Consider the following 22,989-nt stretch of genomic DNA (forward strand, 5'->3'; position numbering starts at 1 on the left):
GATCAATGGATGAGTGAGAAGCTGACAGTCGCCGAACTTCTCGCCCGTAACGGGCGCGAACCAAGTTCTGCTGACACTGGCCGGCGTCGACGCCGTCACCGCAACTTGGAGAAGGGCGGCGTTTCCGTTGCCGAGCTGACGGGTTCCATTCCAGTAGTCCAGACCGAGGACGATGCCGCTGCGGATAAGTCTGCAGTCAAGCCTGCTGATAAGGCCGCTCCGAAGGATGCCGCTAAGGACGCTGCGACGGCGCAGCCCGAGAAGCAGGAGAAGCAGGACCAGAAGTCCCAGCCGGATCAGCGTTCCGTAAGTCGTACCCCGGAGCGCCCGGAGGAGAAGACTGGCCAGCTTGCAGCTGCCAAGGACGCAAAGGAAGGCAAGGACTCCAAGGATGCCCAGGGCACCCAGGGCTCCCAGAGTGTAGAGGCTGAAAAGCCGACCTTCGGCGAGGTCGCGCGTGGCAAGGTGGCCGAAAAGCCGGAGGCTGAGAAACCCGAGGTCGAGAAGCCTGAAGTAAAGAAGCCGGAGGCCAAGAAGGCAACCAAGGAAGTTAAGCCGATCAAGCCTGCCGAAACGGGCAAGGCTGACAAGCCCGGCGCCGCCGACAAACCTGGTGACGCCGACAAGTCTGGTAAGACTGACAAGTCTCACAAGTCTGACAAGCCCGGCAAGTCTGACAAGCCCGGCAAGTCTGGCAAGGCCGGCAAGTCTGGCAAGGCCGGAGTCGCAGCGGCAGCGGCAGCGGGCGGAGCTGGAGCAGTCGGCGCCGCTGGGGTTGCTAAGTCGACTGAGGCGGACGCTGCTGACAAGGTGGGCGTCAAGTCGGGGGTGCAGGCCACCAGTGACGAGCAGGCACAGTTCGCGCAGCTCGAAGAATCCCTCGAGGACGGCGAGGTCGTCGAGTACGAAGACGACACGATCTCCTGGCCCATGATGATCCTGCAGGCGATCCTGGCGATCGCCGTGGGCGTGGGCGTGTTCTTCGGCTTTAGCCTGATCTGGGCCAAGGCTCCGGCGGTTCTGGCGTTGGTGCTGGCCATCGCCGTGACGCTGCTGTTGGTCGGGTTGGTGCACGCGCTGCTGCGCCACCGCGACAAGCTGCTGATGATTCTCGCCGCCGTCGTCGGTTTGGTGCTGACGATCGGGCCGCGACTGATCCAGGGGCTGTAAGAAGTCTCCTGTGATGTGAGCGGGGCGCTGGTTGGGGAACCAGCGCCCTTTTTGGGTTTTGTGGGGAACTAGCGAACATTGGGGGAACTAGAACCTGGGGGCTAAGAATGGGCGGGTAGCAGGAAGCCGCCAATCCTGGCACGCTGGTTTATATGACTCAAATTGGAATTATTGGCGGAGGAAACATCGGCGAAGCCCTGCTCGCCGGAATCGTTGCGGACACCGAAGGTGCCGCAGACGCAAAGAAGATTATCGTCGCGGATCCGTCGCAGGAGCGGCTGGACGAGCTGAAGGATAAGTACGGCATGGTCACCGCCCGCGAGGGACGCGAGGCCGCCGAAGGCACCGACATCCTGTTCATCTGCGTGAAGCCCAACATCGTCCCCATCGTGCTGGACGAGGTGGCCGAGGTGCTGGACAGCAACTCTCAGGACACGATCGTGGTTTCCCTGGCGGCGGGCGTGACCATCAACACCATGGAGTCCGCGCTGCCCGCAGGCACCACCGTCGTCCGCACCATGCCGAACACCCCGATGCTGGTTGGCAAGGGTGCAATCGGCATCGCTGGTGGCCGCTTTGCCGAAGAGGATCAGCTGAACACGGTGCAGGACATCATGTCCAAGGTCGGCGAGGCCGTCATCGTTAAGGAAAAGGAGCTGGACGCAGTCACGGCCGTTTCCGGTTCCGGCCCGGCATACATCTTCCTGGTCGTGGAAGCCATGATCGAGTCTGCCGTACAGCTGGGGCTCGCCCGTCCGCTGGCGGAGAAGCTGGCCATCGCCAACGTGCAAGGCGCGGCCACCATGATGTCCCGAAACCTAGCAGAGGGCGGGGATACGCCGTCCGTTCTGCGTACCAAGGTGACCAGCCCCGGAGGAACCACTGCGGCGGCTCTGCGCGAACTGGAGGAGTCCGGCATTCGCGGAGCGTTCTTCCGTGCCATGGAGGCATGTAAGGACCGCTCCGAGGAACTGGGTGCGCCGAAGCCTGGTGCGAACGGAGCTAACGGCGATAACTAAGCGCGCCTGCGTCTGGTGCGTGGGCGCGAGCCCCGCCCAAATGGGGTTAATTTCTTCCCCTCTCCGAGCGGCCTCAGTGATCTTTTTAGACACAACGGTTTAACACAAATCACGCCTGTTCAATCCAGTCACGCTCGGTAACAGGCGTGGGCTTGTGGCACCTCGAGTTGCGTAGGCCACAAGTAGCAATCTGCCCTCAATGGTCACCCTTGTTGCACATTATTCACATGGTTCACGTTATGATGGTTCGCGAGCGATCACGTGTGAAGTCCTGCAGGAGGGGAAGCCTGCAGCGCATGAGAGCGCAAAGAAAGTGATGATCTATGGCTAACACCGAAAATGGAACATTTCTGACCGTCGCAGAGGTCGCCGATCTGATGCGCGTGTCGAAGATGACTGTTTACCGTCTCATCCACTCGGAGGAGCTGCCCGCCGTACAGGTCGGCCGCAACTTCCGCGTTCGTGGATCCGCTGTTGAGGCGTACCTCGGAGCTTCCGAGTACAACCCCGGCCAGACCGGCTAATCAGCGAGACGCAACAGTCCCCCATTTTCGGAGTCAGGTGGCCTGAGCCACCCGCCCGGTGATGGGGGATTTTTGTTTCTGCAGGGTGCTGGGGGCTAAACTGTGGAACATTCGTGTCTACGGATGTGAAGCAACTCTTGCGCGGCAGCCCATTGTGGCAGCCCCTTGTAGCAGGCAGCGTGCATCCGAGGGCACATCTTCTCTACCGCCGTAAAAGGTCCGGCGGTGGGGGAGCAGACCTTTAACCTGAAGAGATAACTAACCGAGAGAAACGAGGCTTACCCCATGGGTTCTGTCATCAAGAAGCGCCGCAAGCGCATGTCCAAGAAGAAGCACCGCAAGATGCTGCGCCGGACCCGCGTTCAGCGTAGGAAGCTCGGTAAGTAGCCTTCCGCTGCCGCATATAGAAAGAAACCCACCGCAGGCGCCCTTCAAAAAGGGGCGTGGCCACGGTGGGTTTTTGCGTTCCCGGGTGAGCTTTAGCGCCGCTTCCGCGCCCACATGCCCGCTCCGCCGACCAGTCCCAGCAGGCCAGCCCCCGCCGCCAGTCGCGCCCCGCCGATGCGCCGGAGCGCGCGGCGCACCCGCCGGTAGTCGCGGATCTCCCAGCCGCGTTCCAGTGCCGCCTTGCGCAGCTTGGAATCCGGGTTGATCGCCACGGCCGTGCCCACGGTGGAAAGCATCGGCAGGTCGTTCACGGAATCCGAATACGCGGTGCAGCGCTGCAGATCCAGCCCCTCGTAGTTGGCCAGGGCGATAACGGCGTGCTTCTTCTCCTCGCCGTGCAGCATGTGGCCGACCATCCGCCCGGTGAAGCGCCCATCCTTCACCTCCGCCACGGTGCCGAGCGCGCCGGTGAAACCCAGCTCCTTGGCGATGATCTGCGCCAGCTGCACCGGCGAGGCAGTCACCAGCCACACCTGCTGGCCCGCCTGAATGTGCATGTCGGCCAGCTCCTTGGTGTCCGGGAAGATGCGCTCCGCGATCGTCGCCGCCCAGATCTCCTGGGCCATGTCGATAACCTCGGATTCCTTGCGGCCCTTCACCAGCGCCAGCGCCTGCTCCCGGCCGCTGGAAATGTCGTCCGCGCTTTCTTTGCCCAGCACCCGGAACTTCATCTGCACCCAAATGAAGCCCAGCAGCTGTCGGGCTGTGAAGAAGCGCCGCTTCGCTAGCCCGCGGGCGAAGAGCAGGATCGAGGCGCCCTTGATCAGCGTGTTGTCCACGTCGAAGAACGCGCCGACTCCGGCATCCTGCGGGATCGATGGGTCGGGGTGGTCCAGATGCCGCGGCTTTTCCGCCGACAGCCCCGCGCCCTCCAGGTTGGCCAGCCCGGTGCGCAGCTGGTCGCCCTCGATCTCGTAGCTGTGCGCCAGCTGATCCAGCTGCGCCTCGCTGAGCTCCCAGAGCGCCAGTGGGGCGCCGGTGCCGTACCCGACCTGCAGGTTCTGTGTCGTTGGGGTGGAGTGTTCGTGTTTCTTGGGTTGGGACGCCACCTTCTCCGGCGTCACACGCTCAGCATCGCTTGAGCGCTTCTCGCGGCGGGATTCTCCTAAACGTTCCTCCCGGAACTCGCGGAGGAATGACTGCGCAGTCAGGGACAGCGCGCGCAGGTATCCCCGCCATTCGCTGCCAATGTCGCGCAATTGCGCCAACAGGCCCGCGCGCTCACCCGCATTCCGGCCTGGGGCCGGGGTGGGGCGGTTCGACGGTTCTAGATCAGGCGCTGCATTCACACACAATAAGTTACCCCGAAAGTGCGACCAGGGCGCTGCCGAGAGCTATTAGTCCGAAGTTGTGCGGCGGGTAGCATGGAAGGCCGTGAACTCTGACAATAATTCCCCAGCCCAGCCCGCACGAGTGCAGCTGATCAGTCGCTCGACGTGCGGCTCCTGTGCCCGCGTGCACCAGCAAATCCTGCCCATCGCACACCGCTTCGGCACGACGGTGGAAGTGATTGAGCTGGACCGTGGTGGCGTCACCAAAGAAAAAGAGGAATTGGCACAAGAGTTCGGCGACCGCGTGCCCGTAGTGCTCGTCGACGACGAGGAGGTCGCGTGCTGGGAAATCGACGATGACGAGCTGATCGCGGTGCTGGAGCAGGGCTAGGGCGCTGTTTTGCCGCTATATAGCAGCCTCGCGAACTCGTTTTGGCAACGGGGTGGGTTAAGGGCTACCGTAGACACTCGTAACTACTTGGGGGTTTAGCCCCGCGCGCGGCCGTCCCCCAAGTGATCCCCGCAGGAGGCATGAAGACATATGAGTAGTAGCACCCGGACTGGTTCCGCGTCGGTGTTGCTGGTCGGACTGTCTTTTCGTTCGGCTCCGGTGACCATGCTGGAGCAGGCGACGGGCGCCGATGCGGACCTGCCGAAGATGCAGCTATCGCTGGTGGATAACGACGTGATCTCCGAATCGCTGGTGCTTTCCACCTGCAACCGCATGGAGTTCTACACGGTCGCCAACGCTTTCCACTCCGGGCTAGATCACGTGGTGGACACGATCGCGCAGTTCTCTGGGCTGGAGACCACCGAGCTGGAGCCGCACTTGTACGTTCATTACGCGGACTCCGCGGCCGAGCACATGCTGAAGGTCGCCTCCGGGCTGGATTCGATGGTCATCGGCGAACAGCAGATCATCGGCCAGATGCGCAGCGCCTACCAGTCTGCCAACGAGACCGGCACGGTCGGGCGCACCCTCCACGACCTGACGCAGCGCGCACTGCGGACGGGCAAGCGCGTGCACTCCGAGACCGCCATCGATTCGGCGGGTGCCTCCATGGTGTCTTTCGCCGTGGACCAGGCGCTGCGCTTCATCGAACCCGCACGTGCTCTTTCTTCTGTTGTGGATGACGCCCCCTCGTCCCAACCCCTCGCCGGCCACCGCGCGCTGATTATCGGTGCGGGGGCTATGGCATCCCTGGCTTCCACCCACCTGGGCAGGCTGGGTATCGACCACGTGACCGTGGCCAACCGCACGCTGTCGCGCGCGGAGAACCTGGTGAACCACGCGCGTGAGGCGGGGGTGGATGCCTCCGCCGTGCCGCTGGACGGGGTGGCAGACTGCCTGAGTGCCGTGGACATTGTGGTTTCCGCAACCGGTGCGGTGGGCAATGTGGTCACCGAGCGGGACGTGCGCGCGGCCATGGGGGCGGCTGGCACGAAGGTGCTGATTGATCTGTCCATGCCTGCGGACATCGAGCGTTCCGTGGCGGACATCGACGGCGTGAAGCTGCTGAACATCGAGGAGCTTACAACGATGGCCGGCGACCGGGCGCAGGACGAGGATCCGGCGCGCGAAATCGTGGCCGACGAGCTGCAGAGCTTCCTGGAGCAACAGCGTGCGCAGTCCGTGGTGCCCACCGTGAAGGCCCTGCGGCAGAAGGCCGGGGAGGTCATGGCCGAAGAGCTGATGACGCTGGAGCGGCTGACCCCCGACATGTCAGAGGCCGACCGCGCGGCTGTGGTCAAGTCGATGAAGCGCGTGGTGGATAAGCTGCTGCACACCCCAACGGTGCAGGCCAAGAAGCTTTCCGCCGGTGGCCAGCAGGTCAGCTACCCGGATGCATTGGCTGCCTTGTTCAACCTGCCCAACGGGATGGTGGATTCGGTGACCCAGCCGGGGCAGACCGACACCAGGCCGGCCCAGACCGCGGGAACCTCTGCCCGTGCCGATCAAATTCCAAGCGCTGCCCGCATTAGCCAGGTAGCGAAGGAGGCTTAAGACTTTCCATGTCCGCAACGTCGAATAGCGCTAATCCCGCTAACGCCACCAACGCCGCTAACTCAGCTAAGTCAGTGGCCGGTGGCGACCGCACTTTCCTGATCGGCACCCGCAGGTCCGCACTGGCTACAACGCAGACCAGCCACGTCCGCGCCGGGATGCAATCCGCTGGCTACGCCGCAGAGCTGCACTTGGTGCAGACCCCGGGCGATGCCTCCCAGGCGGCGCAGACCCCGGTCGCGCAGATTGGCGTGGGAGTGTTCACCGAGACGCTGCGCAAGGCCTTGGAAGCCGGTGAGTGCGACGTGGCCGTGCATTCCTTCAAGGATCTGCCGACTGCTCCGGACCCGCGTTTCCGCACAGTCGTCCCGCGTCGGGTGGACCCGCGCGAGGTGCTGGTCAGCCGAAGCAACCAGCCCCTGCTGGAGCTGCCCCAGGGCGCCAAGGTGGGCACGTCCGCCCCGCGCCGCGTTTCCCAGATCCGCGCGGTGCGCCCGGACCTGGAGCTTATGCCGCTGCGCGGAAACATTGATACCCGCATGGGGCGGACGGAAAAGGATCTGGACGCGGTGGTTCTGGCACGCGCGGGCCTGGAGCGCGTCGGCCAGCTGGACCGCGCCGCCGAGTCGATCGACCCGTCCACGATTATGCCCGCGCCCGCCCAGGGTGCGCTGAGCGTGGAGGTCCGCGCGGATGACGAGGCCGCCTGGCAGGCCGTTCGCCACCTGGATCACCTGCCCAGCCACATGGCTGCCGTGGCCGAGCGCGCCGTGCTGTCCACCCTGGAGGCCGGCTGCACCGCGCCGGTTGCCGCATACTCTGAGTGGGTGGAGCAGGAAGGCACAGAAGGCACAGGAGGCACAGACAAGGGCTACGTCCTGCGCGTATTTGGTGGCGTGTTCGCCATGGATGGTTCCCGCAAGCTGGTGCGCAGCGGCGAGGCTGCCTTCGACATTCCGGATCCGACCGCGGACGAGGGATTCCCAGCAGCCCAGGAGCCCCGCTGGCGCGAGTGCATAGACGCCGCCAGGGCTATAGGCACCGACATAGGTAGAGCGTTACTCGAGGACGGTGCCGCCGAGTTAGTGGCCGAGGCTGAATAGCTTTTTCTTCGGCGCGGCCCCCTGCGGCGCCCCGCCCCCTCAAACTTCACCGGCACCGTGCACGTAGCCACCGGGCTACATGCGCACGGCTGCCCCAAGCAGATTTTTCAAGACACAATTACAGACCCGACAAATTAGAAAGTTCCACTATGACCGATTCCGGAAATGCCCAGGTAGGAGGCGCTGATTCCGCCGCAGTGGCGGCAGTCGCCGACCTGGCACCCACTGGATGCGGCCGGATCCTCTTCGTGGGCGCGGGCCCCGGAAACCCGGAGCTGCTGACCATCCGCGCGCGCGACATTCTGGAGACCACCGCCCATGCGTGGGTGGATCCGTCGGTATTGGAATCCGTGCAGAACATCATCGCCACCCGCCTGCCGGTGCCGCAGGAGAAGCTGGATGCCGCCGAGGCAGAGTGGGAGGCGAAGGTAAAGGCCGCCAAGGAGGCCGGCGCGCGTCGCCGACCGCCGCGCCCCGCCCCGCCGACCGCTGCGGAGATCGTGCTGGCCGCCCCGGCGGACACCGACCCTGAGATCGACGCAGAGGCAAGTGCAGGGGCCAACGCAGGTGCCGGCACAGATACTGGTGCAGATGCCGGCGCAGAGACCTACGGCGAGCCGGTGCCGGATGCCGTCGCCCCGGACGTTCTGGCCGAGCAGATGGTCGCCTGCGCCGAGGCAGGCAACGACGTTGTCCGCCTCGTCGCCGGTAACCCACTGAGCAACCCGGCGGTCATGCACGAGCTGCAGCACGTCGCGGCAAGCCCCGTGGAATTCCAGGTCATCCCCGGCATGACCGGATCCGTGGCCGTTCCCGCCTTCACCGGTATTGGCCTTGGCCCGGACGTCACCGAGGCTGATGTTCGCGGTGGGGCCGACTGGGATCAGCTGGCTGCCTCCGGGCTGCCGTTGATCCTCACCGCCGCCCCGGGTGACCTGGCGACCATCGCGCAGGAGCTGAAGGCCCGCGGCATCGCCGGGACCACTCCAGCGACCGTTACGCTACATGGCACCACCCGCCGCCAGCGCAGCTACGATGCGACTCTGGATACGCTGAAATCCATCACCACCCAGTCCGGCCCCGCCGCCAAGGATGGCGAGCTGCCCGCCGAGCTGATCGTCACGCTGGGTTCCCAGGTGGGCAACCGCTCCAAGTACTCCTGGTGGGAAAACCGCGCCCTGTATGGCTGGACCGTGCTGGTGCCGCGCGCCAAGAACCAGGCCGGCCCCATGAGCGCCCGCCTGGCCTCGCACGGCGCTATCCCCGTGGAGGTGCCCACCATCTCCGTCGAGCCACCTCGTAGCCCCGTGCAGATGGAGCGCGCCATCAAGGGGCTGGTCGATGGCCGCTACCACTGGATCGTCTTCACCAGCGTCAACGCAGTGAAGGCCGTGTGGGAGAAGCTGCGCGAGTTCGGACTCGACGCCCGCGCCCTGGCGGGCGTGCGCGTGGCCGCAGTGGGGCCGAAGACCTCCCAGGCAGTGAAGGACCTGGGAATCACCCCGGAACTGCTGCCGAAGGACGATGCGCGCAACGCAGCCGGCCTGGTGGATGTCTTCCCGCCGCACGACCCAGACCTGGACCTGGTGGATCGCGTGCTGCTGCCGCGCGCCGACATTGCCACCGACGTGCTGGTCGACGGCCTGATCGACCTGGGCTGGGACGTAGAGGACGTCGTGGCCTACCGCACCGTCCGCGCCGCCCCGCCCAGCCCGGAGATCCGCGACATGATCAAGACCGGCGGCTTCGACGCAGTCTGCTTCACCAGCTCCTCGACCGTGAAGAACCTGGTAGGCATCGCGGGCAAGCCGCACACGCGCACCATCATCGCCTGCATCGGGCCGATGGCTGCACAGACCGCTCGCGAGCACGGCCTGCGCGTCGACGTCATGCCGGAGGCCGCTGGCGTGCCGGAGCTTGTGGACGCCCTCGCTGACCACGTGGCTGACCTGCGCGCTAAGGGACAGCTTCCGCCTCCGCGGAAGCGGAGGCGGCGTCGTAAAAAGACGAGCGAGAAGAAGGACACCGGGGCCTAACAAGCCTGTCCGGGCGCGGGAGTAGCATCGTTGGCATGACTTCGAACTACACCCCGTTCCGCCGCCCCCGCCGACTCCGCACGACCCCGCAGATGCGCAACTTCACTGCGGAGACGGACCTGAACCCCAACCGGCTGGTGCTTCCGATGTTCATCGCCGATGGGCTGGACGCCCCACGGGACATCACCAGCCTGCCCGGCGTGCAGCAGCACACCGAGGATTCGCTGCTGCGCGCGGTGGAAGAAGCCGCGAACGCGGGCGTGGGATCCATCGACCTGTTCGGAGTGCCGCTGGATGAGGACAAGGATGCGACCGGCAGCCAGTCAGTAGCCGAGGACGGCATTCTCAACCGCGGCCTGCGCGCCGTCCGCGAGCGCTTCGGCGACGACATCCTGGTGATGGCCGATACGTGCCTGGACGAGTTCACCGACCACGGCCACTGTGGCGTGCTCTCCACCGACCGCTACGGCCACCAGATCGTGGACAATGACGCAACCCTGCCGCAGTACGCGAAGATGGCAGTTGCACAGGCCGAGGCCGGTGCGCACATCGTGAGCCCCTCCGGAATGATGGACGGGCAGATCCGCCACATCCGCGAGGCGCTGGACGCGGCCGGCCACCAGGACGTATCGATCATGGCCTACTCCGCGAAGTACGCCTCCGCGTTCTTCGGCCCCTTCCGCGAGGCCGTGGGCTCCTCCCTGCAGGGCGACCGCCGCACCTACCAGCAGGACCCCCGCAACCTGAGGGAATCCATCCTGGAAACCCAGCTGGACATCGACGAGGGGGCGGACATGGTGATGGTCAAGCCCGCGATGCCCTACCTGGACGTGCTGCGCGAAGTCGCGAACATGTCCCCGGTGCCAGTGGCTGCCTACCAGGTCTCCGGCGAGTACGCGATGATCTCCGCAGCCGCCCAGAACGGCTGGATCGACGAGGAAGCGGCGATCATGGAATCCATCTATGGCATCCGCCGCGCCGGGGCGGACATCATCCTCACCTACTGGGCAACCCGCGTGGCGCAGATGCTGCAGGGCTAAGATGCTTAACCACCAGTAATCACAGTAGGCTAGATGGCTGTATGAACAGCACCGACAGCAGCGCACATATGAGCACACAGCAACACGACCCCCGCCTCCAGGGTGGTTCCCAGGGCGGCCCCCAGCCGGGCTCGCACGGCCAGCAGCCGGGGCCACAGCGGGGCCAGCAGAACCTGCAGGGGCAGCCGGGGCCGCACGGCCCGCAGGGGCCGTATGGTTCACACGGCCCGCAGCAACCCCCGAAGCCGCCGAAGCCTCCGAAGGTGGGGCGGAAGGACGGCCTCGCGCCGAACCTCAAGGAGGCGCCGGAAGACGTCCGCTACGGCGTATGGGCCTGGCTGGCGGTAGCCGTGCTGCAGCTGCTGGCAAGTGTGGTGCAGTTCGTGGCTAACATTGTCGACCCGCGTGCACTGACCCAGAGCAGCCAGGGCATCCTCGATAGCCAAAGCGGCATGTTCGCCAGCGTTCTTGCAGATCAGGATGCCTCCGAGATCGCCACGCAGGTAAACATCAGCTCACTGATGTGGGGCATTATCGCCTCGGCAGCCTGTGCCTACTTGGCCTGGCGCGCAGGCCGCGGAGCTCCGTACTCCCGCCTGTTCTTGAACGTCGCCTCCGTGTTCATGATCTTCAACGCGGTGCTCATCACGTTCGCTAGCGGGCCGGACTTCATGTCCGTAGGCTTCGTGCTGCTCATCGGCATCCTGACCATTCTGTCAGGCGTATGCGCTGCGCTGGGCCTGTGGTTTATGTCTCGCCCGGAGAACCACGACTGGCTGGGTATGCCCAGCGTCAAGGAGATGGAGAAGTACTCCAAGGAGATGGAGGAGTACAAGGCGGAAACGCGGCGTCAAAAAGAAGAGCGAAAAGAACAAAAGAACAGCGACGATAAAGACCGCACCGATCACACCGACCACACCTGGGGAGGGCGCTGACCATGCCCGCGATGTTTCCTTCGATGGTTCCGGGTGGCCAGGATCCTAACCGCGACGTTAAGTACTGGCAGCCCGGGGACCCCACGCCGCGCCTTGTGATCGTCAGCTTCGCCATGCTGGTGGTTGTGGGGCTACTGATGATCTTCTTCGGCGTGCTGGCTCTGACGGCCTCCTGGGACCGTGAGCCGATGAACGCAGAGGAAGCCGAGCACATGAACTTTGTGCGCAACAACGTGAGGATCCTCGGCGGCATCAACGTTGTGGTCGGCGCGGTGCTGGTCTACTTCTCCCGCGGCGTGCGCGACGGCTACCGCGGCAAACGCCGCCTGGTGCTGTGGTTCGGCGCACTGGGCATCCTGTTCATGCTGGCGGGCTGGGTTTTCGGCTTCACCGGCCCCGGCCAGGCCATCATGGCCTTGCTGTTGGCAGTCGCGCTGCTGCTGGCCTACCGCCCTGCGGTTAACCCGTTTTTTGACGCCGGGCATCGGCTCGACGAGCCGCCCATCGAAGGCGACGGCACCCTACCGGGCGACAGCCTGCGGAGTTAACAGGAATGGCTGAAAACGACTCAAGGATCGTCCCGGCCAGCAGCCGGGCGGCGCGAAAAGCTGCCGTGGGTGTCGACGACGTCGACGAGGCGATCCTGCAGGCCCGCGAGGCGGCGGCGAAGGCTGGCTTCGACATGGACCGCACGCCGTCCACCGAAGAAGAGGCCGACCGGGCGGCACGCGAACACTGGGGGCTTGCCAGTTTCGCCTACCGCCTGGAAGGGCTGGAATCCGCGGTGGCAGCCACCACCGTGGAGGAGGAACTCAACGACATTCCGGGCGTGCAGGCCGCGGTGGTGTACTCCACCGGCATGGCGTGGATCTCCGCTGAAGATCACGTGCTGCCCGCCCAGATCCAGGAGGTGCTGGAAAAGCACAACCTGGATAGCTGGCTGACGGATTCCTCCCTGCGCCGCCGCGCCTCGCGGCTGGAGATCGAGGAAACGCGCCGGCGCATGCGGCGCCATGCCAGCGACCACAGAAGGGCATGGGCTGCGGCGGAGAGCCGCAAACGGCGCGACCGGAACAAGGTGGAGATGGATAGGTTCCGCCGCCAGAACCCCTTCGACTCCACCGAGGGTCTGCACACCGCCCGGCAGCTGATTACGCGCATGCGGTTGATCGTCGCCGTGGTGCTGGGGCTGCCGGTGGTGGTTCTGCAGCTGGTTTCCGCCTGGCAGTTCGACTATTGGCAGTGGGTCTGCTTGGCGCTGGCCACCCCAGTGGCGACGTGGTGCGCGTGGCCCTTCCACCGGGCCTTTTTCGGCGGTTTAAGGCGGGGGCAATCCGCCCTGGATGGCGCCAGCTCCGTGGCGATCCTTCTGGCCTACTTGTACTCGGCGTGCACCCTGATTTTCACTTCCGCCGGCAACGTGGGTTGGCACAGCCATCAGGTGCTGTTCGCCGGAGTGTGGTCTGCGCAGGACATTAAGGGAGCAGTTTTCTTCGACGTCGCCTGTGGCGGCACTATCCTGCTGCTTTTCGGCAGGCTACTTTCCCGGCGCACGGCGCTGCGCTCGAAGTCGATCCTATCCGTGCTGACTGTGCCCGCCGCCAAGGAAGTCACGGTGGTGCGCAAGACTCGTAAGTCGAAGACGGAAAAGAAGGACATTCCGATCGCGGAGATCCGCACGGGCGATGACATCATCATTCATACCGGCATGATGGTGCCCAGCGACGGCGAGATCATCAGTGGTAAGTCCCTTGTGGACATGGGGCCCGTCGGCGGTATGCACCGTACTTTCGAGGTCTCAGTCGGCGACCGCATCTTTGCCGGTGCCCGCAATCACGGCGGCACGTTGAAGATGCGCGTGCACGCCACGGGTTCCTCTACGCGCCTGGCCGCCATGCACCGTTGGGTGCGCGGGTCCGCGTTGGACGAGACTCGTCTTACCCAGCTGACAAACCGTACCGCCAGCCTGCTTGTGCCGTGGGCTTTCGTGCTGGCTGCAGTGGACTTCATCGCCTGGCTGGCCATTACTAAGTCCGTCGATGCGGCGATGGCTACCGCCCTCTCCCTGTTGGCAGTCGTCGCGCCGGTTGCCCTGGCTCTGTCTGCGCCGTTGGCGCTGCGTTTGGGGCTGTGGCGTGCTGCCACTGCGGGTGCTCTACTGCGCGATACGAGTACCATTCACAAGCTCGCTGAGGTGGACGCCATCGTCTTCAACCGCGTGGGCACCCTCACCGATGGGCCGATGCATGTCATCGGCGTGACGCCTGTCAAGGGGGAGAACCCGGACCTGATCCTCCGTGTGGCTGGCGCTCTGTCCCTGGAGTCGAATCACGCGGTCTCTCAGGCGCTGGTGCGCGCCGACCGCGAGGCACGCGACAGCGGTGCTGGCGGGGAAGGGATTCCCCACTGGCTGGATGTGGGCGAGGTGAAGATCACCAAGGACGGCACCTTCGAGGGAATGGCGGAGTTGCCGATTGAAGGGGAAATGCGCCACGTCAAGGCACGCCTGTGGCGCCCGCACGACCTGGGCGAGATCCGTGATCCGCGCCTGGCGACGGCAGCTTTGAACGGCGGCTCGCCCGTGATCGTCAGCTGGAAGGGCAAGGACCGCGGCGTCATTAACCTGGCAGATAGTTTCAAGGACGATGCCCCGGCTGCGATCGACCAGCTGGAGGATATGCAGATGGAGACGTACATGCTCTCCCGAGACATCTATCCTGTGGCACGCCGGACGGCGAACGCACTCGGCATCTCCACCGTGTTGGCCGGCATCGCACCGAATCGCAAGGCGGCCACTGTGCGCGGTGTCCACGCCATGGGCGTGCGCGTGGCGATGGTGGGCGATAGTGACGTGCTGGGTGCGCTGCGAGTTGCGGATGTGGGCATCCTCATGACTTCTTCCAACCGCATCGATCCCTCTGCCGCCGAGGTGGCGGACGTGGTGATGCAGCGCGAGGATGTTTCCGCGTTGCCGGAGCTGGTGAACCTGGTTCGACACATCCGCAACACCACCGACTGGAACGTGTGGTTGTCCTGGACCTATAACGCGGTCGGCGCGACTCTAGCAGTCGTCGGCGTGCTCAACCCTCTGCTGGCCACGGTGTTTATGCTGCTCAGTTCCACTTTGATCGAGAGCCGGAGCGCCCGCATTTTGCACCGCAACTACGCGCGCGGCACGCTCCGCCAGACCCACTCGTGGCAGGGCTGGGTGGAGCGCCGGCGGGAGATCCGCGAGTTGCGCAAGCAGGAGAAGCAGCGCGCCGAGGCGATTTCCCTGGCCCGTGCGGAGGCTGCGGACGAGGAGTATGAGCAGTCCCAGCGTTAGCCGCGCTAGGCTGGTGGGGATTGCAAGCTAACCACTAGTGAAGTGGCAGGAAGGATCCTTTTCGTGTCTGTTAATGCCGACCCTCAGCACTCGAATAACTCCCAGAGCCAGGCCAGCGAGAAGGCCTTCGACCGGGCTCGCACGCTGATCCCGGGCGGGGTGAACTCCCCGGTTCGCGCGTTCGGATCTGTGGGCGGCACCCCGCCGTTTATCACCTCCGCGCAGGGCTCCACGCTGCACGACGTTGACGGCAACTCCTATGTGGACCTGTTTTGCTCCTGGGGGCCGATGATCCACGGGCACGCCCACCCGCAGATCGTGGAGGCAGTTCGGGAGGCCGCCGGCCACGGTCTTTCCTTCGGTGCGCCGACCACGATGGAGGTCGACCTGGTGGAGGAAATCGTCCGCCGCACTTCCGTGGAGAAGGCCCGCCTGGTGAACTCCGGCACCGAGGCCACGATGTCCGCCATCCGCCTGGCCCGCGGCTACACGGGCCGCGACAAAATCCTGAAGTTCGAGGGCTGCTACCACGGTCACGTCGATTCGTTGCTGGTGGCGGCCGGTTCCGGCGTAGCTACTTTCGGTCTGCCGGATTCCCCGGGCATCACCAAGGCCGCTGCGGGCGATACCGTCGTGGTGCCTTACCGCGACGTGCAGGCCGTGGAAGATGCGTTTGCCTCCCACACGGGTGAGATCGCCGCGATCATCGTGGAGGGTGCCGCTGGAAACATGGGCACCGTTAACCCGCAGGGCTTCAACGCGGAGCTGCAGCGCATTGCCCACGAAAACGGCGCCCTGTTGATCGTCGATGAGGTCATGACGGGCTTCCGCGTCAGCGAGTCCGGCTGGTACGGCAAGGACGGCGTGGCCGGCGACCTGACGACGTTCGGCAAGGTCGTCTCCGGTGGCCTGCCCGCTGCCGCTTTCGGTGGCAAGGCGGAGATCATGGATCACCTCGCGCCGGTGGGGCCGGTCTATCAGGCCGGTACTCTGTCGGGCAATCCGGTTGCCGTCGCCTCGGGCTTGGCCTCTTTGAAGTTGGCTGACGCCGCCGCGTACCAGAAGCTCGACGCGAATGCTGACGCGCTGGCAGGCATCCTGTCCGACGCTTTGACGAAGGCCTCCGTGGCCCACCACATCCAGCGTGCGGGCAGCATGGTGAGCGTGCGCTTCGCCGAGGGGGAGGGCGCGAACTTCGCGGACATGAAGGCCGCGGATACTTTCCGCTACCCGGCCTTCTTCCACGCTTTCTTGGACCACGGCGTGTTCGCCCCGCCGAGCGTCTTCGAGACCTGGTTCGTCTCCACGGCACTGACCGATGCCGACTTCGAGAAGATCGCGGCGGCCGCCACCCCGGCTGCAGAGGCTGCTGCGGCGGCCACCCCTGCTGCTTAGATTTCACGCTGGGTTCTAATTCAAAGAATCTAAAACCCCAGTAAGAAGCACTTAAAGCAGGGTTTGCCTTACTTGGGTTGGGGTGCCGGGCACGCTAAGCTAGGTGACCATGGCAACGATCGTTCACCTTGTACGGCACGGAGAAGTGCATAACCCGGATCGCATTCTCTATGGCCGTTTGCCCGGCTATCACCTCTCCGAGCGGGGGCGGAACATGGCGCATGCCACCGCAGCCGACCTCGCTGACCACGACGTGGTGTACCTGGCTGCCTCCCCGCTGCAGCGGGCGCAGGAAACCGCCCGGCCGTTCTCCGAAAAACTGGGCCTGGAGGTCCACACGGACGAGCGCATTATCGAGGCAGGTAACGATCTGCAAGGTCTGCACATCAAGGGTGTGCGCAGCGCGCTCTGGAACCCGAAGCGTTGGCCCATGCTGAAGAATCCCACCATCCCCAGCTGGGGCGAGCCCTACCAGGAGATCGCCGACCGGATGTGGGAGGCTGTCGACGCCGCGCGCGAGAAGGCCCGCGGACACGAGGCAGTGCTTGTGACCCACCAGCTGCCGATCGTGATGATCCAGCGCGACGTGCAGGGCCTGCCCCTGGCGCACAACCCGGCGGATCGCCAGTGCGAGTTGGCCTCCGTGACCTCGCTGGTATTCGATGGTGGGCAACTGACGGACATCTTCTATTCTGAGCCGGCACAGGAGATTTAAGGTGCGTAAGAAGCTAACGGCAGCGCTCGCGGCAACTCTGCTCGCCAGTGGGGCGGCGCTTACCGCCTGCGGTGAGGAAAGCACCGCGGGCAAGGATGCTGTGGCCAGCGGCGGAACTTTTGAGTTCGTCGCCCCCGGCGGGCAGACCAGCATCCACTACGAACCAGAGGAGCGCAAGGAGGTCGCCGACTTCACCGGCACCAACCTGGACGGCGGCGATGACATTAATCTCTCCGACTTCGAGGGCCAGGTAGTCGTGCTGAACGCCTGGGGCCAGTGGTGCGGACCGTGCCGTAGCGAATCCGACGACCTGCAGCGCGTCCAGGACAAGCTGGAGAAGCATGGCGGCGGCACCATCCTGGGCATCAACGTGCGCGACAACGTTAAGGAAAAGCCGCAGGACTTCGTCAAGGACAACGGGATCACCTACCCGTCTATTTACGACCCGCCGTTCAAGACCGCCCTGGCGCTGGGTGGCGTGCCGGCCTCCGTTATTCCCACCACCATCGTGTTGGATAAGCAGCACCGTCCGGCCCACATCTTCCTGAAGGAGATCACGGACAAGGAACTCTGGGAACAGGTCGAGCCGCTGCTGGATGAGGAAGCGTAGATGATCCTCGCGGAGTCCATCGGAGAGACCTTCGCGGATACGGCCGCCGCCGGTCCGTTACTGCTCGCGTTGCTGGTATCCGCCGCCGCGGGGCTGGTTTCCTTTGCCTCACCGTGCGTGATTCCGCTGGTGCCAGGGTATATTTCCTACCTCGCCGGAGTTGTTGGCGCGGAGACCGAGTACACGGAGCAAGGCACGGTGGTCAAAGCCAAGCGCGGCCGGGTGGCCACCGCAGCGCTGCTGTTCGTGCTGGGCTTCACGGTGGTGTTCGTGCTGGCCACGGTCACGGTCTTCGGGGTGATCAGCGCGCTGAGGCTGAACCAGGACCTGCTGATGCGCATCGGCGGCGTGGTCACCATCGCCATGGGTGTGGTGTTCATGGGCTTCATTTCCCCTCTGCAGCGCGACACGCGCCTCAGTCCGAAGCGCTGGACCACCATCGCCGGGGCACCGCTGCTGGGCGGAGTGTTCGCCCTGGGCTGGACACCCTGCCTGGGTCCCACGTTGGCCTCCATCATTTCGGTATCCGCCGGCACCCAGGGGATGACCGCCGCCCGCGGTGTGATCTTGATCGTCGCTTATTGTCTGGGCCTCGGGCTACCATTCATTGTCGTGGCGCTGGGGTCCTCGAAGGCGCTGACGGGTATCGGTTGGCTGCGCAAGCACTCCCGCACCATCCAGATGATCGGCGGCGCGCTGCTGATCATTGTCGGCTTGCTGCTGGTCACCGGCCAGTGGGCGACGTTCGTGGACTATATCCGGGAGGTATTCATCTCGGATAAGACCCTGCCGATCTAAGCCGATTCGCTGCCGTCGGCTTAAGGGAAAAGGTCGCGGCCGAGAAGTGGGCGTCAATAATAACGAGAGAGCGAAAGTACGAAAGAGCAACCATGCTGAAAACGATCCTGAGCTTGCCGAAGAAGGGCTGGCAGTGGCTCACGAAGATGAAGACCGCCCTGGTGCTGCTTTTCTTGCTGGCGCTGGCTGCGATCCCGGGTGCGCTGCTGCCACAACGGTCGCTCAACGAGGGCAAGGTTGCCGAATATATTGACGCCAACGGCAAGACTGCCGAGGTCTTCGACAAGCTGCAGCTTTTCGATGTCTTCGGGTCCACCTGGTTTGTAGCAATCTACGTACTGCTGTTTATTTCCCTGGTCGGCTGTATCCTGCCGCGCAGTATCGACCACTACAAGGCCTTGCGTTCCTCCCCGCCGCCGGCGCCGAAGCGCCTGGACCGCATGCCCTACCACTACTCCGGAACCGTCGGTGAATCGGTGGAGGACGTGCAGAAATCCCTGCGCGAGGAGTTTAAGGGCTGGAACGTCAACGAGGTCGATAAGGACAGCGACCGCGCCGGGGCATGGTCCATGTCCGCTGAGAAGGGCTACCTGCGCGAGGCCGCGAACCTGGTATTCCACCTGTCTCTGGTGGGCATTCTCATCGCGGTGGCGACGGGCAAGATGCTGTACTACGAGGGCCAGGTCATCGTGGTGGCCGGCACGGATACCGAGCAGTCGCAGTTCTGCAACTCCGCAGTTTCCAACTTCGATTCCTTCCGCAACGGCCCGGTGTTCGACGGCACTGGGCTGACTCCTTTCTGTGTAAACGTCAAGGACTTCAAGGCCGACTACCTGCAAAACGGCCAGGCAGTGGGCTTCGAATCCAACATCGACTACGCCGGCAAGGAGGATGCCTTCAAGCCGACCGAGGAGTGGGAGCACGAGACGCTGAAGGTGAACCACCCGCTGCGTATCGAGGGCAACCGCGTGTACCTGCAGGGCCACGGCTATGCCCCGACGTTCACGATTAAGTGGCCGAACGGGGAGAAGCGCACCGAGACCGTGCAGTTCCGCCCGGACGACATGACGTACTTCCTGTCCTCCGGTGCAGTGCGCTGGGATCCGCCCGCGGGCATGTACCCGGATCTGCAGGAGCGCCGCCAAAACCAGATCTCCCTGCAGGGACTGTTCGCGCCATCGGCGGAGTGGACGGGGCCGAATGGAAAGGTGCTTTCCTCCAACTTCCCGGCGATGCGCGATCCCGCGGTGGCCATCGACATCTACCGTGGCGATACCGGCCTGGATGGCGGGCGCAGCCAGAACATCTTTGCGCTGGATTCGGAGGCCCTGCACTCCGGCCAGATGCAGATGCTGGACCGGGTGAACCTGGAGAAGGGCGAGTCCGTCGCCCTGGACGATGGCACAGAGATCACCTTCGACGGTGCCAAGGAGTTTGTGAACCTGCAGGTCTCCAAGGACCCGACGACCACCTGGGTGCTGGTGTTTGCCGTGCTGATGCTGGCCTCGCTGGTCGCCTCCCTGGCAGTGAAGCGCCGCCGCTTCTGGGTGCGCATTACTCCGGAGGGCGAGGGCACGCGGATCCAGATCGCCGGCCTTTCCCGCACTGACTCCGCCGGCTGGGGCCGCGAATTCAACCGCCGTGCCGAGCGCGTGCTGGGGCTGGAGGAAGAGGCCCTGGACGAGGAGTACGACGTGGATTCCGACGACTGGGAGGACCACATCGACGATCACCTGGCGCCACGGGGTTGATTCACCCCGAATGGGTGATTGTGGAAGCGCGTGAACAGGCGCTAAGCTGATAATTTGTAGCGATTTAAGACTTTCTTTAGAAGGATTTTCGATGCAGATCGATCCGCAGCTATCCGAATTCTCCGACTTGGCCTTCCGCTCCGCAGAGTCCCTGTACCTGCTGGCACTCGCCGTCTCCCTGGTCTTCTACGGGATGGTCCGCGTAGGTGCGGACCGTCGTCGCCAGCGCGCCGAGGAGCTGAAGAAGCTGCAGGCGGAGCACTCCGCGCGCGCTGCCTCCACCACCAAGGTGACCGTAGGCGCAGGTGCTGCGGGCAATGCGGCCGACTCGGATGTTGCCGATGCCGGTGAGATGACGGGCGATGACATCGAGCCCGACTTCGCCTCCTTCGAGGCACAACTGCCGGAGCGTCTGCGCTCCGAGAGTATCTCCAAGACCCTGGACCGCGCCGACAAGCTCGGCGGGATCACCCAGTCCCTGGTCTGGTTGGCCATCGCAATCCATGCGGTGTTCGTGATCCTGCGTGGCCTGGCCGCCAACCGTTTCCCGTGGGGCAACCTCTTCGAGTACGTCGGCGTGGTCACCCTGTTCGCCATGGTCGTTGCCGCGCTCATGATCCGCCGCAAGGCGATGCGTGTCATGTGGCCGTGGGTTCTGACCCCGGTCGTCGGCCTGCTGTTCTACGCGGGTACCAAGTTGTACGCGGAGACCGCTCCGGTGGTACCGGCGCTGCAGTCTTACTGGTTCGTCATCCACGTATCCGTGGTGTCTATTGGCGCCGGCATTGGCTTGATCTCCGGCGTGGCTTCCCTGATGTACCTGCTGCGCTACGCGAACCCGAAGGGTGAGGAAAAGGGCTGGTTGGGCACTGTAGCCGCCCCGTTGCCGGATGTCGCCAAGCTGGATGCGCTGGCCTACCGCACCGCCGTGTGGGCACTGCCGATCTTCGGCCTGGGCATCATTTTCGGCGCCATCTGGGCGGATGCCGCATGGGGTCGCTTCTGGGGCTGGGACCCGAAGGAGACCGTTTCCTTCATCACCTGGATCCTCTACGCCGCCTACCTGCACGCCCGTGCCACCCCGGGCTGGCGCGGCCCGAAGTCTGCGTGGATCAACGTCTTCGCCTTCGCCACGATGGTCTTCAACCTCTTCTTCATCAACATGGTGGTCTCCGGCCTGCACTCCTACGCCGGCCTGAACTAGCCTGGCGTTAGATTCGCCGTTCTGCCTTTATCCAGGAAGGATGTCTCCGTGACCGAGCACAATGCCGCTCAGCACACCTTCATTTCGGACCTCACTGCCCCGAAGGACGTCGAAGGTGGTCGTGCTGTTCCACAGGTTAAGGTCGCAGCCAATGTCGATGGTGCCCGCGTGGTGCGTATCTCCTTCCAGCCAGGCGACGTGTTTGCAGACCACAAGGCACCGAAGCCGATTCTGGTGATGGGGCAGCAGGGGCGCATCGAATTCACTGTCTGGGCCGGTTCGGAAGCTGAAGGTACGCCGGAGATTGTAGAGCTAACCCCAGGTACCGCAATCCATGTACCTGCTCACCAACTGCACGCTCTGCGTAGCCTCGGCGATGCTCCGGCAATAGCTACGCTGATCCTGCTAACGGGGGAGTAACGTGAGCAGTTTTTCCACCGTCCTCGTTACCGGCGGGGCTGGCTTTATTGGCGCGAACTTCGTTCATCGCACGCTCGAGACCAGGCCGGACGTTAAGGTTCTTATTTTTGACGCCCTCACGTATGCAGCGAACCCACTGAATCTGCGCACTGACGACGGCACCCCGCTGGAGGATGCCTATCCGGGACGGGTGGAGTTCATCAAAGGCGACGTGGCGGATGCCTCGGCGTTTCGGAAGGCTCTCGAGCGGGCGATTACGCTTACCGAAGCCGCAGGGGATGCAGGAAACAAAGGCGCTGCCGAGTCCCAGCAGTCCGCTGCCGACCGGGTGGCGGTCGTACACTTCGCGGCGGAGAGCCACAACGATAACTCCCTGGCCACGCCGGCGATCTTCGCGCGCAGCAATGTGGAGGGCACACTGAACGTTGCCCAGGCGGCCGCGGACCTCGGGGTGCGCCTGCACCACATTTCCACCGACGAGGTCTTCGGCGATCTCGCCCTGGACGATCCGAACCGCTTCACGGTAGATACCCCGTACAACCCCTCCTCGCCCTACTCTGCCTCCAAGGCGGCGGCGGATCACTTCGTCCGCGCATTTGTACGTTCGCGGGGGTTGAAGGCCACTATCTCCAACTGCTCGAACAACTACGGCCCGCGCCAGCACCCGGAGAAGTTCATCCCCCGGCAGATCACCGGCCTGATCGAGGGGCACCGTCCTCGCCTATACGGCACGGGGGAGAACGTCCGCGATTGGATTCACGTGGATGACCACAACGATGCGGTGTGGAGGATTCTGGATTCCGGAAAACTGGGGGAGACCTACCTCATCGGCGCAGAGGGGGAGCGCTCCAACCTGCAGGTCGTGCGCGACCTGCTGGAGCTGTTCGGCCACCCGGCGGATGACTTTGTGCACGTCACCGACCGTCCGGGACACGACCGTCGCTATGCGATCGATCCCAGCAGCATTGCCGAGCTGGGGTGGCAGCCGCGCTTCACGGACTTCGCTTCCGGGCTTGCCGAGACGGTGGAATGGTACCGCCAGAATGAGAAGTGGTGGGTTGAGTCCAGGGCGGCGTCCGAAAAGAAATACCGCGCCACCGAACAAGAGGTCGATCCCGCGTAGCGTCACCCGCGCGTGGGTGCCCGCCCTTTTAAGCAAGGCTTGACTAACTTAGCGGAGCCTATGTAAGGTTCGGCTAACCGTACACTAAGTTAGTTTGA

At 64.3% G+C, this 22,989-nt stretch carries 21 protein-coding genes; 20 read left to right on the plus strand and 1 reads right to left on the minus strand.

Annotated elements, in window-relative coordinates:
• Window positions 1–9: 9 nt before the first annotated feature.
• The 4 genes from HMPREF3166_RS05350 to HMPREF3166_RS09955 all read left to right on the plus strand — a co-directional run bounded on the left by HMPREF3166_RS05350 (window position 10) and on the right by HMPREF3166_RS09955 (window position 3,100).
• Window positions 10–1,170 (plus strand): AI-2E family transporter, encoded by a 1,161-nt coding sequence (locus HMPREF3166_RS05350; protein ID WP_070488033.1) that lies wholly within the window; start codon window positions 10–12, stop codon window positions 1,168–1,170.
• A 152-nt stretch (window positions 1,171–1,322) separates the two neighbouring features.
• A complete protein-coding gene (proC, locus tag HMPREF3166_RS05355) occupies window positions 1,323–2,189 on the plus strand; it encodes a pyrroline-5-carboxylate reductase (RefSeq protein ID WP_035002958.1) in 867 nt (288 codons plus the stop codon).
• 323 nt (window positions 2,190–2,512) lie between these two features.
• Window positions 2,513–2,713, plus strand: a complete 201-nt coding sequence (locus HMPREF3166_RS05360) for a helix-turn-helix domain-containing protein (RefSeq protein ID WP_005292138.1) — start codon at window positions 2,513–2,515, stop codon at window positions 2,711–2,713.
• Window positions 2,714–2,998: 285 nt separating this feature from the next.
• The gene (locus HMPREF3166_RS09955) at window positions 2,999–3,100 is read left to right on the plus strand and encodes a 30S ribosomal protein bS22 (RefSeq protein WP_003855542.1); all 102 of its coding nucleotides are present in this window, start codon (window positions 2,999–3,001) and stop codon (window positions 3,098–3,100) included.
• A gap of 92 nt (window positions 3,101–3,192) precedes the next feature.
• Here HMPREF3166_RS09955 and HMPREF3166_RS05365 read toward each other — a convergent pair whose 3' ends face one another.
• On the minus strand, window positions 3,193–4,449 hold the full coding sequence (locus HMPREF3166_RS05365) for an HAD family hydrolase (protein WP_246816934.1): 1,257 nt from the start codon (window positions 4,447–4,449) through the stop codon (window positions 3,193–3,195).
• A gap of 85 nt (window positions 4,450–4,534) precedes the next feature.
• Here HMPREF3166_RS05365 and HMPREF3166_RS05370 point away from each other — a divergent pair, with 85 nt between their 5' ends.
• The 16 genes from HMPREF3166_RS05370 (at window position 4,535) to HMPREF3166_RS05445 (ending at window position 22,891) form a co-directional block, all read left to right on the plus strand.
• Entirely contained in the window at window positions 4,535–4,822 is a 288-nt protein-coding gene (locus tag HMPREF3166_RS05370; protein WP_070488035.1) for a glutaredoxin family protein, read from the plus strand.
• 150 nt (window positions 4,823–4,972) lie between these two features.
• Entirely contained in the window at window positions 4,973–6,436 is a 1,464-nt protein-coding gene (locus HMPREF3166_RS05375; protein ID WP_070488037.1) for a glutamyl-tRNA reductase, read from the plus strand.
• Window positions 6,437–6,444: 8 nt separating this feature from the next.
• Window positions 6,445–7,539, plus strand: coding sequence for a hydroxymethylbilane synthase (gene hemC / locus HMPREF3166_RS05380; RefSeq protein WP_210383920.1), 1,095 nt, complete (start codon window positions 6,445–6,447; stop codon window positions 7,537–7,539).
• 149 nt (window positions 7,540–7,688) lie between these two features.
• A complete protein-coding gene (locus HMPREF3166_RS05385; RefSeq protein ID WP_070488040.1) occupies window positions 7,689–9,575 on the plus strand; it encodes a uroporphyrinogen-III synthase in 1,887 nt (628 codons plus the stop codon).
• 35 nt (window positions 9,576–9,610) lie between these two features.
• The gene (gene hemB, locus HMPREF3166_RS05390; RefSeq protein ID WP_035002961.1) at window positions 9,611–10,615 is read left to right on the plus strand and encodes a porphobilinogen synthase; all 1,005 of its coding nucleotides are present in this window, start codon (window positions 9,611–9,613) and stop codon (window positions 10,613–10,615) included.
• A gap of 68 nt (window positions 10,616–10,683) precedes the next feature.
• Window positions 10,684–11,550: a hypothetical protein gene (locus HMPREF3166_RS05395; RefSeq protein WP_246816936.1), complete on the plus strand. Its 867-nt coding sequence runs from the start codon at window positions 10,684–10,686 to the stop codon at window positions 11,548–11,550.
• A 2-nt stretch (window positions 11,551–11,552) separates the two neighbouring features.
• Window positions 11,553–12,098 (plus strand): hypothetical protein, encoded by a 546-nt coding sequence (locus HMPREF3166_RS05400; RefSeq protein WP_070488043.1) that lies wholly within the window; start codon window positions 11,553–11,555, stop codon window positions 12,096–12,098.
• A 5-nt stretch (window positions 12,099–12,103) separates the two neighbouring features.
• Complete coding sequence (locus tag HMPREF3166_RS05405; RefSeq protein ID WP_193393331.1) at window positions 12,104–14,875, plus strand: heavy metal translocating P-type ATPase; 2,772 nt, start codon at window positions 12,104–12,106, stop codon at window positions 14,873–14,875.
• Between the two features lie 63 nt (window positions 14,876–14,938).
• Window positions 14,939–16,270, plus strand: coding sequence for a glutamate-1-semialdehyde 2,1-aminomutase (gene hemL, locus HMPREF3166_RS05410; protein WP_070488045.1), 1,332 nt, complete (start codon window positions 14,939–14,941; stop codon window positions 16,268–16,270).
• 109 nt (window positions 16,271–16,379) lie between these two features.
• Complete coding sequence (locus HMPREF3166_RS05415; protein WP_034985255.1) at window positions 16,380–16,985, plus strand: histidine phosphatase family protein; 606 nt, start codon at window positions 16,380–16,382, stop codon at window positions 16,983–16,985.
• 1 nt (window position 16,986) lies between these two features.
• Window positions 16,987–17,595 (plus strand): TlpA disulfide reductase family protein, encoded by a 609-nt coding sequence (locus HMPREF3166_RS05420; RefSeq protein ID WP_080722656.1) that lies wholly within the window; start codon window positions 16,987–16,989, stop codon window positions 17,593–17,595.
• Window positions 17,596–18,393, plus strand: coding sequence for a cytochrome c biogenesis CcdA family protein (locus HMPREF3166_RS05425; protein ID WP_070488047.1), 798 nt, complete (start codon window positions 17,596–17,598; stop codon window positions 18,391–18,393).
• 92 nt (window positions 18,394–18,485) lie between these two features.
• Window positions 18,486–20,144: a cytochrome c biogenesis protein ResB gene (locus tag HMPREF3166_RS05430; protein ID WP_070488048.1), complete on the plus strand. Its 1,659-nt coding sequence runs from the start codon at window positions 18,486–18,488 to the stop codon at window positions 20,142–20,144.
• Window positions 20,145–20,235: 91 nt separating this feature from the next.
• The gene (gene ccsB, locus HMPREF3166_RS05435) at window positions 20,236–21,348 is read left to right on the plus strand and encodes a c-type cytochrome biogenesis protein CcsB (protein ID WP_070488050.1); all 1,113 of its coding nucleotides are present in this window, start codon (window positions 20,236–20,238) and stop codon (window positions 21,346–21,348) included.
• Window positions 21,349–21,396: 48 nt separating this feature from the next.
• Window positions 21,397–21,768 (plus strand): cupin domain-containing protein, encoded by a 372-nt coding sequence (locus HMPREF3166_RS05440; RefSeq protein WP_049048903.1) that lies wholly within the window; start codon window positions 21,397–21,399, stop codon window positions 21,766–21,768.
• A gap of 1 nt (window position 21,769) precedes the next feature.
• Complete coding sequence (locus tag HMPREF3166_RS05445; protein ID WP_070488052.1) at window positions 21,770–22,891, plus strand: dTDP-glucose 4,6-dehydratase; 1,122 nt, start codon at window positions 21,770–21,772, stop codon at window positions 22,889–22,891.
• Window positions 22,892–22,989: the final 98 nt, after the last annotated feature.

It is taken from the genome of Corynebacterium sp. HMSC08A12 (genome assembly GCF_001807485.1).
In the GTDB taxonomy this organism is placed as follows: Bacteria; Actinomycetota; Actinomycetes; order Mycobacteriales; family Mycobacteriaceae; genus Corynebacterium; species Corynebacterium evansiae.

Bases quoted from the DNA above. Each gene is read 5' to 3' on its own strand.
- HMPREF3166_RS05350 (WP_070488033.1), top strand. From the start codon at position 10: ATGAGTGAGAAGCTGACAGTCGCCGAACTTCTCGCCCGTAACGGGCGC.
- HMPREF3166_RS05430 (WP_070488048.1), top strand. From the start codon at position 18,486: ATGCTGAAAACGATCCTGAGCTTGCCGAAGAAGGGCTGGCAGTGGCTC.
- hemC (WP_210383920.1), top strand. From the start codon at position 6,445: ATGTCCGCAACGTCGAATAGCGCTAATCCCGCTAACGCCACCAACGCC.
- HMPREF3166_RS05400 (WP_070488043.1), top strand. From the start codon at position 11,553: ATGCCCGCGATGTTTCCTTCGATGGTTCCGGGTGGCCAGGATCCTAAC.
- HMPREF3166_RS05375 (WP_070488037.1), top strand. From the start codon at position 4,973: ATGAGTAGTAGCACCCGGACTGGTTCCGCGTCGGTGTTGCTGGTCGGA.
- HMPREF3166_RS05360 (WP_005292138.1), top strand. From the start codon at position 2,513: ATGGCTAACACCGAAAATGGAACATTTCTGACCGTCGCAGAGGTCGCC.
- HMPREF3166_RS05425 (WP_070488047.1), top strand. From the start codon at position 17,596: ATGATCCTCGCGGAGTCCATCGGAGAGACCTTCGCGGATACGGCCGCC.
- HMPREF3166_RS05395 (WP_246816936.1), top strand. From the start codon at position 10,684: ATGAGCACACAGCAACACGACCCCCGCCTCCAGGGTGGTTCCCAGGGC.
- ccsB (WP_070488050.1), top strand. From the start codon at position 20,236: ATGCAGATCGATCCGCAGCTATCCGAATTCTCCGACTTGGCCTTCCGC.
- HMPREF3166_RS09955 (WP_003855542.1), top strand. From the start codon at position 2,999: ATGGGTTCTGTCATCAAGAAGCGCCGCAAGCGCATGTCCAAGAAGAAG.
- HMPREF3166_RS05415 (WP_034985255.1), top strand. From the start codon at position 16,380: ATGGCAACGATCGTTCACCTTGTACGGCACGGAGAAGTGCATAACCCG.
- HMPREF3166_RS05405 (WP_193393331.1), top strand. From the start codon at position 12,104: ATGGCTGAAAACGACTCAAGGATCGTCCCGGCCAGCAGCCGGGCGGCG.
- HMPREF3166_RS05385 (WP_070488040.1), top strand. From the start codon at position 7,689: ATGACCGATTCCGGAAATGCCCAGGTAGGAGGCGCTGATTCCGCCGCA.
- proC (WP_035002958.1), top strand. From the start codon at position 1,323: ATGACTCAAATTGGAATTATTGGCGGAGGAAACATCGGCGAAGCCCTG.
- hemB (WP_035002961.1), top strand. From the start codon at position 9,611: ATGACTTCGAACTACACCCCGTTCCGCCGCCCCCGCCGACTCCGCACG.